Origin of the sequence: Nostoc sp. (assembly GCF_036916655.1) — a bacterium.
Classification (GTDB): domain Bacteria; phylum Cyanobacteriota; class Cyanobacteriia; order Cyanobacteriales; family Nostocaceae; genus Nostoc.
In genome coordinates, this window is sequence record NZ_JBALFY010000004.1 from 168,770 (window position 1) to 179,919 (window position 11,150).

General features: G+C 42.6%; 6 protein-coding genes. 4 read left to right on the top strand and 2 right to left on the bottom strand.

Annotated features, from left to right (window positions below):
* Positions 1-359: 359 nt before the first annotated feature.
* From V7L31_RS01215 to V7L31_RS01225, 3 genes are all read left to right on the top strand, one after another.
* Positions 360-3,683, top strand: coding sequence for a PAS domain S-box protein (locus V7L31_RS01215; RefSeq protein WP_334694565.1), 3,324 nt, complete (start codon positions 360-362; stop codon positions 3,681-3,683).
* A gap of 331 nt (positions 3,684-4,014) precedes the next feature.
* Positions 4,015-4,737, top strand: a complete 723-nt coding sequence (locus V7L31_RS01220; RefSeq protein WP_334694566.1) for a cyclase family protein — start codon at positions 4,015-4,017, stop codon at positions 4,735-4,737.
* A 113-nt stretch (positions 4,738-4,850) separates the two neighbouring features.
* Complete coding sequence (locus V7L31_RS01225; protein ID WP_334694567.1) at positions 4,851-6,347, top strand: aldehyde dehydrogenase family protein; 1,497 nt, start codon at positions 4,851-4,853, stop codon at positions 6,345-6,347.
* Between the two features lie 78 nt (positions 6,348-6,425).
* On the opposite strand, the gene V7L31_RS01230 is transcribed toward V7L31_RS01225, so the two are convergent.
* Positions 6,426-6,890 (bottom strand): cupin domain-containing protein, encoded by a 465-nt coding sequence (locus tag V7L31_RS01230; protein WP_334694568.1) that lies wholly within the window; start codon positions 6,888-6,890, stop codon positions 6,426-6,428.
* A gap of 90 nt (positions 6,891-6,980) precedes the next feature.
* Between V7L31_RS01230 and V7L31_RS01235 the strand changes: the two genes are divergently transcribed.
* On the top strand, positions 6,981-7,691 hold the full coding sequence (locus V7L31_RS01235) for a TIGR04283 family arsenosugar biosynthesis glycosyltransferase (RefSeq protein WP_334694569.1): 711 nt from the start codon (positions 6,981-6,983) through the stop codon (positions 7,689-7,691).
* Between the two features lie 60 nt (positions 7,692-7,751).
* On the opposite strand, the gene hetF is transcribed toward V7L31_RS01235, so the two are convergent.
* The gene (hetF, locus tag V7L31_RS01240) at positions 7,752-10,256 is read right to left on the bottom strand and encodes a cell division protein HetF (protein ID WP_334694570.1); all 2,505 of its coding nucleotides are present in this window, start codon (positions 10,254-10,256) and stop codon (positions 7,752-7,754) included.
* Between the last annotated feature and the right edge of the window lie 894 nt (positions 10,257-11,150).

The following is an 11,150-nucleotide window of genomic DNA, read 5'->3' on the forward strand; positions in this document are numbered from 1 at the left end:
AAGATGTAAATACTCCACAGAAAATTATATAGCCTCTGTAAAGTTAAATCAGGTTTTTAAGTAATGGAATTACATAGCTAAGATGAACTTTTCAGTGATTTAAATCAGAAATAAAGTCAAACAAATTCTCTGATATATAGATAGTTTAAATTTCATAAAAAAGGCTGAAGTTAATCTTAATCATAACTTCAGCCTTTTGGCAATTTATTTACAATAAAAGAGGAATTCTCGCATATATAAAAATGAATAAAGTATTAAGATCGTTAGCATGTTGGCATGAAAAAGATTATATCCATGTATTAACAAATCATATTTTCAGATTATTAAATTAATAATTTAGGTAGAGCAGGCAGGCAAAAGTGTTTTCTAAAAAGGTGCAGAGCTACGTTAACCAAATTATCGTTGAAGAGGAAGAAAGACAACAGAATGAAAAAGTATTTTGTCAGGAAGCGGATACTACTCCTCTGATGATTTGGATGTCTGGATGCAATGCACTTTACTGCTACTTCAATTCCAATTGGCTGAAATTTACTGGAACACATCTCATAACATCTGTGCGAGAAGAGGAAATAGGCAATATTTGGACTTGCAGTGTTCATCCAGAAGATAGACAGCGATGTGAAGATATATACCTGAGAGCATTTGCGACGTATGATTCCTTCCAGAGGCAATATCGTCTGCGTGGTGCTGATGGCGAATATCGCTGGATTTTAGATACAGCCGGGCCACGATTTTCAGCAGATGGTAGCTTTGTTGGTTACATCGGTTATTGTATCGATCTAACAGGAGTGCCGCTAGCGAGCAGCCAACCTTCAGAAAGCTACTCGTCATCGACAAAATATTCTCGTCAATTACGTAAAATTACAGATAGAAAACGAGTAAGAGAGTTATCAAAAGCATTAGAGCAACTACAAACTGAAACTACAAAACGCCAAGCAGTTGAAGCACAGTTGCGCCAAAAAACATCAGAATTTGCAGCGATTTTGCAAGTGCTTCCTGATTTGTACTTTCGGCTTGATGCTGATGGAAGTATTCTGGATTACAAGCAAGGATTGATGCAGAGTCTATATATTCCACCAGGAGATTGTCAGGGCAAGAGTTTGCGAGAATGCTTACCGACTGCTGTAGGCGATCGCTTCTACCAAGCAATAACTCAAGTCCTGGAAACTCAATCTCAAGTCAGTTTTGAATATACCTTACCCCTATCAGAAGGGAAAAATAAATTTGAAGCTAGGTTATTACCATTAGCAGACCGACAAATTATAGTTCTTGTCCGTGACACCAGCGAGAATATCCAAGCAGCATTGATCGAAAGTGATGCCAAGTTCCGCAGCATTGTGGAAAACGCCAACAACGTTATTTTTGCACTGACACTTGAAGGAATATTTTCCTACGTTTCTCCTAACTGGACTGAAATTTTTGGGCATGAGATTGCAGAGGTTGAAGGCCAATCCTTTGTTCCCTTTATACATCCTGACGATGTGCATATCTGTACCGATTATTTTCAAAGAATTTTGACAACAGGCGAAAAACAAAAAGCAATTGAATATCGAGTCAAACACAAAAATGGTAGTTGGCAATGGCATACAAGCAACTCATCTGCGATTAAAGACGCTAATGGCAATGTTTTGTACTTTGTTGGTATTTGCTATGACACCACCGATCGCAAAGAAGCAGAAGTAGCTCTAGCAGAACGAGCGCGGTTAGCAAATTTTCGTGCTGATGTAGATGCGGCATTGACTCAGAGTGACAGCCTACAGAACATGATGCGTCGCTGCACTGACGCTTTAATTGAACATCTTGATGCAGCTTTTGCTCGCATCTGGACGCTGAACAAACAAGATAATGTCTTGGAGTTGCAAGTTAGTTCGGGGATGTACACCCACATCAATGGGCCTCATAAATATGTGCCAGTCGGTCAATTCAAAATTGGTTTGATTGCTGAAGAAGGCAAACCTCACTTAACTAACTCTGTGCAGACAGATCCCCGCGTCGGTAATAAAGAATGGGCAAAGCAAGAGTGTATGGTTGCCTTTGCTGGCTATCCCTTAATTGTTGAAGATGAAATTGTCGGCGTGATCGCCATGTTTGCCCGCCAAACAGTGACAGAATCAACTTTCATCGCATTGGAATTTGCCGCCCAGGAAATTGCTATTGGCATCAAGCGCAAACAAGCAGAAATTGCACTCAGAGAAAGCGCCCAGCGAGAAGCGCTACTTAATCGTCTTTCTAATCAGATTCGAGCTTCTTTGGATCTCAATTACATTGTGGAAACCGCAGTGCAGGAGATTCACAACTTATTCGAGATCGATCGCTGCGTCTTCTTTTGGTATCGCCAAGATGCTGATGTACCATACTGGGAAAAAGTATATGAGGCGAAAAGTTCCTTTTTACCCTGTCTGCTTAACCAACAAGAAGCAATTCATGCCGAAATCAAGCTAATCGCAGCTAAAACCTTGAATGGAGAAATCATCCGCATTAATGATGCTGAGACTGTGAGCGATTCTATAGCACAGCAGTTTTTGCAAGATTTTGGTTTCACTGCCTTTATGTCGCTGCCTGTACATACCCAATCTGGTGAAATTGGTGCATTTAGCTGTGGTTATTGTAGTGGCTTTCGCCCTTGGCTGAACAACGAAGTAGAGTTACTACAAGCAGTTACAGTTCAACTAGCGATCGCCATTGACCAAGCTAAACTTTACACCCAAAGCCGCATCACTGCCCAAACTGCCCAAGATAAAGCCCAGCAACTAGAAGCAGCACTGCTAGAACTTCAACAAACTCAAGCGCAACTGATTCAAACCGAAAAAATGTCCAGTTTAGGACAATTGGTTGCAGGTATTGCCCACGAAATCAATAATCCTGTTAATTTCATCTACGGCAATATTAGCCACGCCAGAGAATATACTAAGGATTTGCTGCACTTAGTAGAACTTTATCAACAGAGTTACTGCCCACCAACACTAGAGATTAACCAACAAATCGACACTATTGATTTAGACTTTCTCAAGCAAGATTTACCCAAAATCCTAGATTCTATGAAAATGGGAGCCGAACGCATTCGGCAGATTGTCCTATCTTTACGCAATTTTTCTCGTCTTGATGAAGACGGTACAAAAGCAGTAGATATTCATCAAGGTATGGATAGCACCTTGCTGTTGTTGCAAAATCGCCTAAAAGCCAAACCAGGACATCCCGAAATCCAAGTAATCCGAGACTACGGCAACCTCCCACCAGTAGTTTGTCACGCTGGACAGATGAATCAGGTGTTTATGAATCTGTTGACAAATGCGATCGATGTTTTAGAAGAGTCATACCCTGCGGGAAGGCAAAGCGCCTATCTCATTAGTCATCTGTCATTAGTAAATAACACTGAACAAATGACAAATGACCAAGGACAAATGACTTTTCCACAAATTCGCATTCGCACCCTCATTCAAGAAGACTATGTAATCATTAGCATTGCCGACAATGGCCCAGGCATGACTGAGGAAGTACGCAAACGCCTATTTGACCCCTTCTTCACGACAAAAGCTGTGGGTAAAGGCACAGGTATGGGATTATCAATTAGCTACCAAATTATCGTTCAAAAACATGCAGGAAAGATCGATTGTAGTTCAGCACCAGGAGAAGGTGCTGAGTTTGTTGTGATGATTCCACTAAAGCAAGAACCCTCAACGTAGACATCACACAATAGAAATATGAGTGAAAAAATGTAGAGACGTAGCACTGCTACGTCTCTACAAGGGTTCTGGATAAAGCATATTTAATTTCTGTAGATGTCTAAGTTTAATTAAAAATTAACAACCAGTAGTTAACCTTTGATTAACTCACTTTTTGCTAACCTAAAATTCACAGGTTTGGGGAATTATTTCTTTTAGTATAGGGAATTAAGATTGCAGTCAAATCGATTGAAAGACTTCTTATTGTAGTAATATCTTTGCGTAGGTGTAGCCCAAATCAGGCATCGCACCTGAAAAAAATCCCTGAGTACAAATAAAATAGAAGGCTGGGATGATACAACCCCAAAGTCAAAATAGTATCACCTACACACGTGTTATCCACCTAAGTCATGTCATTGACGTAGATATTCCCCAATGGTCTGGAGATCCCACAGTAGAATTTGAAACTGTGGCTGAACTAAATAATGATGGCTATTACCTGCGGCGTTTCTCCTTAGGGGAACATAGCGCTACCCATATCAATGCTCCTAACAGTTTTCATAGTTCTGCTTTGGGAATTGACCAATACCCAGCCCAGTCTTTGGTTGTACCTGCGGTAGTCATAAATATTTGCCAAGCCACAGCGGATAATTCTGATTATGCCCTGACTATTGCTGATGTTTTGGCTTGGGAAGAAGAACAGGGTGAAATTTCTCCTGGTTGCGTAGTTTTACTGAATACTGGTTGGCAAAAAAAGTGGTTGGATAAAAGTGCATTTCTTAATCATGATGCTCAAGGGATTCCCCACTTTCCCGGATTTGGCAGCGATGCCACTCAATTTTTACTTGATGAACGGCAAATAAGTGGAGTAGGAATTGATACTCATGGTGTAGATCCAGGACAGGATAACAGTTTTGCGATTAACCGCTTGGTATTGGAAAAACCGCGCATTGTGTTGGAGAATCTAACAAATTTGGATCAACTGCCACCTAAAGGTACTACTCTAGCGATCGCACCTCTAAGATTACGTGGTGGTTCTGGTTCTCCTGTGGGCGTATTGGCGTTAGTGCCTTAACTTTTATATCGATATTTGCTTATCGCGCCAATTTCCTAAACTTGAGGATAACCTAGAAAGCAAGCAAACTTAATACACAAGTTTCAGTAGATCATCAGCCGGAGATTTTCAAAATGACAACTCCGCTATCTTGCCGCAATTATATAGATGGCCAATGGTTGAGTGCTGTAGAGGAAGCAACCCTAGAAAGTCGCAACCCTGCCGACAAAACCGAAGTGGTGGCAACATTTCCCCGTTCTCAAGTTCAGGATGTAGATACAGCAGTAGCCGCCGCCCGTAAAGCCTACCGCAGTTGGCGCAAAGTCCCTGCCCCAGCGAGGGCAGAATACATCTTTCGCGTTGGGGAAATATTGCTCCAGCATAAAGAAGAACTTGCCCAATTAATCAGTCGGGAAATGGGTAAACCCTTGACGGAAGCTAGGGGAGATGTCCAAGAAGGTATTGACTGCGCCTTTTACAGCGCTGGCGAAGGGCGGCGATTATTTGGGCAAACCACACCCTCGGAAATGTCCAATAAATTTGCCATGACTGTGCGGATGCCCATCGGAGTCTGTGCCTTAATTACTCCCTGGAATTTCCCGGTGGCAATTCCTTGCTGGAAAGCTATGCCAGCCTTAGTGTGTGGCAATACAGTTATTCTCAAACCTGCTGAAGATACCTCCGCCTGTGCAACTAAATTAATTGAAATTTTTCAACAAGCAGGTTTACCACCAGGAGTAATTAACTTGGTGCATGGTGTGGGAGAGGAGGCGGGGAAAGCTTTAGTTGAGCATCCCCATGTAGATTTAGTATCGTTTACCGGTTCTTCAGAAACGGGTGCTTTTGTCGGCGCTACTTGCGGACGCACTCACAAGCGTGTCTGTTTGGAAATGGGTGGTAAAAACGCTCAAGTGGTGATGGAAGATGCGGATTTAGAACTTGCTCTTGATGGTGCAGTGTGGGGAGCATTTGGGACAACTGGGCAACGCTGTACGGCTACCAGTCGGCTGATTTTGCATCGTGATATCAAGGAAAAATTTACCGCGATGCTTTATGAGCGTACCAGTAAATTACGCTTGGGTGCTGGGACTGATCCAAATACAGATATTGGGCCGATTGTCAATGAAAAGCAACTCCAACAGGTGAGGAAGTATTTAGATATTGCTCGTGAGGAAGGGGCAAAGGTTTTAATTGGTGGAGAAATTGCTAGTGAAGGCTCATTGAAAAACGGTTACTTCTTTCAACCAACTATTTTGGATGATGTAACTCCTGATATGCGAGTTGCTCGTGAAGAGATATTTGGCCCAGTGGTGGTATTGATTGAGGTTAGCTCCTTTGAGGATGCGATCGCAATTCTCAACGATAGCAATTATGGTCTTTCTTCTTCAGTTTACACCCGCGATATCAATCGGGCTTTTACTGCCATGCGCGACATCGAAGCAGGTATCACCTATATTAACGGCCCGACTATTGGCGCAGAGGTACACTTGCCCTTTGGTGGTGTGAAACAAACAGGTAACGGACACCGCGAAGCTGGAACGACTGCTTTGGATGTTTTCACAGAGTGGAAGAGTGTCTACGTTGACTTCTCTGGAAGTTTGCAACGCGCTCAGATAGATAACCGCAGTTAATTATCTGCAAATACGCTTGGGTTAAGGCTTGATTATCCCTAACCCTCCTGAAATTTGAATCCCCTAATTGATTCTGAATCAATAGGGTGTGCCATCACGATGAATAAATTTTCTAGACTTGCCATCAGGGCTGGCTGCTGTTACCAAATTTTCTACATCCGGGAAAGTAGCTTGGTCATTGGGAGTACGATCTCCTATCTCTAGATAAATTGCAACAGAGGATGAGCGATTTACTAAATGATGTCCATTTGCCTCACCTGCGGGAAATCCTGCTGCTATTCCTGGCGTGAGAATTTCTGCACCTGCATCTGTAATTAATGTCAGTTCACCTTCCAAAACATAGATTAACTCATCTTGATGAGAATGCCAGTGTCTTAAAGCCGAATAACTTCCAGGCTCTAACTTCACTAAATTTACTCCAAAGTTTTTCAATCCGGCAAAGTTTCCTAACCGTTGTCGTATTCTTCCTGCAACTAATGCTTTGAACTCTTCAGGATAATTCGTGTTTCTTTCTGTAGGGACTTGTTGAGGATCGATAATCATAGAATTACCAATTAGATTTATTGTGGATTATGCCACAAAATTTAGAGCAGGTATCTTAATTATTGATGCACCTTAGTCCTTTGAGAAATTATGAATCAGAATATTGTAAGTCGCAGAATTTCGATTCTTATTCCGGCTATTAATGAAGCGGCCAATATTAAAGAAGCAATTACAACCACCCAACCTAGTACAAATATAGAAGTCATAGTAGTAGATGGTGGCTCAAAGGATAACACAGTAGAAATAGCTCAGTCTTTAAATGTCAAAGTTATCTCATCATCTCCCAGTCGTGCTGTGCAAATGAACGCGGGTGCTGTAGCGGCTAGCGGTGAGATTCTGTTATTTCTTCATGCAGATACCCGTTTGCCAACTGGGTTTGATGACATGGTTCGCACAACACTACAACAGCCTGGGACTGTGGCTGGTGCATTTAAATTGCGGATTGATGCCTCACTTTTAAGTTTACGATGGGTAGAGTGGGGAGTAAATGTGCGATCGCATTTTTACCAAATGCCCTATGGCGACCAGGCAATTTTTTTAACCAAGGAAGTATTTCAGCAAATAGGCGGCTTTCCCGAATTAGTTATCATGGAAGACTTTGAACTCATGCGTCGTTTAAAACGCATCGGACGCATTGTAATTATCCCTACACCAGTTGTCACCTCAGCCCGTAGATGGTTACAAAAGGGAGTATTCAAAACGACGCTACTTAATCAAATAGTAATTACTGCTTATTTGCTCGGCGTTTCACCTGAGCGAATTCGTCGCTGGTATCGCCGAGAAAAATTTAAGAGGGTTTAAGAGGATGTTAGAACTAGCCCAGAATCCCCGATTTTAGCAATGCACATTCGGAGGATTATGTCAATTTACTTCACCTTTTTCTTGAAGGAGCGATCGCCAATCTTCAATCGCCTTCTCCGTCCACAACCAATTTTTAGCTAATTTATCTACCTGGAAATTTTCTCGATCGGACTTGAGAACCATTTGCCGCAACTTCATCGCTTCATTGAGATACTGTATCTGCTTACCACTAGATTGACTAAGTGCAGATTTATACAATCCAAGAGCTAACCCAGCATAAGAAGTTAAAGCGTCTTGAGGCACTTCTGTCTTTGTGGATGTTGAGTCTGTATTCTGTTCTTTGAGAGCTAAATTCAAAGCCTTAAACCAAGAATCATTGGCTCGATTTAGATTGCCTTCTGTGTAGTAGGCAAATCCCAAAGCGTTATTATACAAAAGCGATTCGGGTTTAGCTTTGGCAGCAGTTTCCCAGTAACGACGGGCATCATCAATACTATAATTATTATCTCCGGTTTGGATAGACTGCCACGCCAATCGTCCCTTGTAAAAATTCACAGATGGATCGTCAGCTTGTTTACTGGGAATTAATTTCAGGGCAGTTTCAGCCGCAGCCAGTGCGCCCCGATTGAGTAGTTCTTCTACAGCCAATAACCCACCTTGCAAGTCACCCTGGCTCAATTTTTCCGTAGCAGTAGCCGTGACAATCCCAGTTGCTTCTATTCCTAAATCAATGTTCGGCTGCTTTTGAATCGGTCGAGAATCAGGTAAAGACTGGGTGGGAATTACTGGTATATTAGGCAGAGTTGCTTGGTTTCGATTTTGCCACCACCAATTGAAACCGATCGCAGATGCGATCGCACTGATTCCCACAACACCCACAATCGGCCACAGCTTGCGGTGACGGGTACGATTTCTTGATGAAAGTGGTTGCGGCGAAAAATTAGAATTTTGCCAATTTCCTTCCAGGTTTCCAGCAGTTGCAGGTGGCGGCGGTGGGACTTCTCCCCACAAATCTGCTTCCTCTTGCAAAGAAGTCATTTCCTCAGAAATCTGGTTTTGGTGAAGACTATTTTCGCGAAATTGTTGATCTGGTTCAATTACAGCTTTTTGGTTATCTAACTGACGAAACAAATCCGAAACGATCGCAGAATCTTCTTCATAACTTGGGTCATCATACTCAATTTCATCAACCAAATCGCCCCAAGTATCTTCACCCAGCCAGTCCAACCCAGAAGAGTCACGCGTCAAACCAGAAGGAATCATATCTTCCATTCCTAAAGGTATCTCGCTATCATCAGCCATAGCAGAGTACATCGTCGAAGTTGCCCCTAAAGGCGAACTATATTGATTCAGCGACTCGCTACTTGCGGATAACTCAGTTTCCTGACTCAGAAAACCGTCAAATTCTGGCTGGAGATATAAAATCGGTAATGCCCAGTACATCTGGTGAGAACCATAAGCAGAAATTAATCCTTGGCGTACTCGACTGACGCACAAATCGACTGGATATCCCTGACTCAAGTTGCGGTAAAACAATTGCGTAAGTGTCAACGCCACTTCATCAGGAATTCGTTCTGACATCGCCAAAACGCTTCTAATTCCCCGCTTCACCAGACTTTCTGCTAGGTTACGTTCGCCAGTATCTCCAGAGGGATTGGACGCAGGGGTGTATGCCCCCAAGCAGGAATTAAACACTGCCATTTGAATGTTATTGTTGACGAGCAAACCTGCTAAATCGTCCCCAGTCAAGATTTCCGTTAAGCCAGTTCTGCGACTAACAAGATAAATTTCTCCGCCATTGGAGCCTAAGTTACTATGACCAGAGTAGTGTAGAACGTGGTATCTGCCTTGTTCTAGGGCTTGCGTCAGTTCTTCCCGTCCTGGTTGGTCTAATACAGTCAGTTCAATTTCTGGCAAACGCTTGCTACCTTCAGCAAGTCGTGATGTTTGGCGCTGAAGTTCCGCCTGTAATTTAATCGCTTCCTGTTTCTGTAAATCAAGACGGACTTGATCTGAGGGAGAAGCAATTACCATCAATACTTTGACACCACCTTGTTCTAGTGGTGTGGGCATATTTTGGGATCGCAAAGGAGAAGCCCCAGAAATTCCACTTTGGAACCGAGAAAAAGCCACATAAGGACCAGTAGCCAGAGGGCGATCGCCTGCGTGCATCACTTCCCAAGGCAAACGAGCTAACCTAGTGTCTTTTAGCCCCAAACGTAAGCGTAGTACTTGTTGGTGGTTCTGGGCAATACCTTGGGCAGTAATCCAACTATCTCTGAGAGTACCTTGAAATAAGGCATTATAGAATTGTTGACCCAATGCCACCAAATTAACAGAGTTCCTGGCGATATCGCTTTCATGACCGCCAGAAGTGAATGGATCTCCTTGTAACACCGACTTCAAAGGGTCATTCATCAAATGCCCAGCAGCCATCAACCAATCAGCTATGGGCCAAGTCACCAATTCTTCTGCCAATGGTACCCCAGGCGCGACTTGTTCCGTCCGCACCAAGTAGTCATTTTGCCCTACCGGGGTTACGGAAATATGGAATTCCTGGGTCACAACTTCTCCTGCTTGCCTCCTAAATCTGGTTTGAAACGCGAAAGTTTCAAGTCGATTTTTCGCTCCCTCTAATAACTTAGATGCATCCTACCCCTGAATGTTTCTAATTCAGTGCCATTTTGGTTTTTCTGCCCTGACAACTTTATCCGGATCGGATTACTTGGGTCTAGAACACTTAATTGGTAGATGCACCTTGATCTTCAACTCCCCTAGTTGGCTAACACCCACTGGGGGTTTTTTTATTTTGGCAAACAACAGCAACTTCTGACGCAGATATTCTCTATCAGAAAATAGTGCTTAATCCTAGAATACTTGATTAGTAGATGGATGTCCCTTGATCTTTAACTCCCCTAACTCAGTTAATATTCACTGTTGTTTTTTTTGACACACGACAACAATCAATTTTCTAATAAATTTATCCTGAGTATGGCAGTTAAACCTAGAACATTTAAGTGGTAGATGCACCCTGATAACTAGCTCCCCTGGTTGGCTAACGCCCACTGGGGGTTTTTTTATGAAGATAGAGTGCTATTTTTTAACCCTAGCACACCCATTTTGTCAAGTAGCGCACTGATATTTAATTGGTAGGTTCTGCCCTGATAACTAACCCCTCTGAGGTTTTCTCTGACCGCCAAATAGCAAAAACTTCAACCTCTGCTAATTTATCCGGTAGCGACCCATTTACTCTAGAAAAGATTATTGGTAGATGCACCCTGATAACTAACTCCCCCGTAGGTTAACACCAACTGGGGTTTTTTTATTTAAAAAAATAACTGACCTTGATAACTAACTCACCCGGTTGGCTAACACCCACTTGAGGTTCTTTCTGGTTTCGTAAGTGTAGCCGATCCTAGACATCACCATCAATCCTAATTTAGTTCATTTTCTCCGGAA

Excerpts from the sequence above, each read along its gene's own strand:
- V7L31_RS01225 (WP_334694567.1), top strand. The coding sequence starts at position 4,851 with ATGACAACTCCGCTATCTTGCCGCAATTATATAGATGGCCAATGGTTG.
- V7L31_RS01220 (WP_334694566.1), top strand. The coding sequence starts at position 4,015 with ATGATACAACCCCAAAGTCAAAATAGTATCACCTACACACGTGTTATC.
- V7L31_RS01230 (WP_334694568.1), bottom strand. The coding sequence starts at position 6,890 with ATGATTATCGATCCTCAACAAGTCCCTACAGAAAGAAACACGAATTAT.
- V7L31_RS01235 (WP_334694569.1), top strand. The coding sequence starts at position 6,981 with ATGAATCAGAATATTGTAAGTCGCAGAATTTCGATTCTTATTCCGGCT.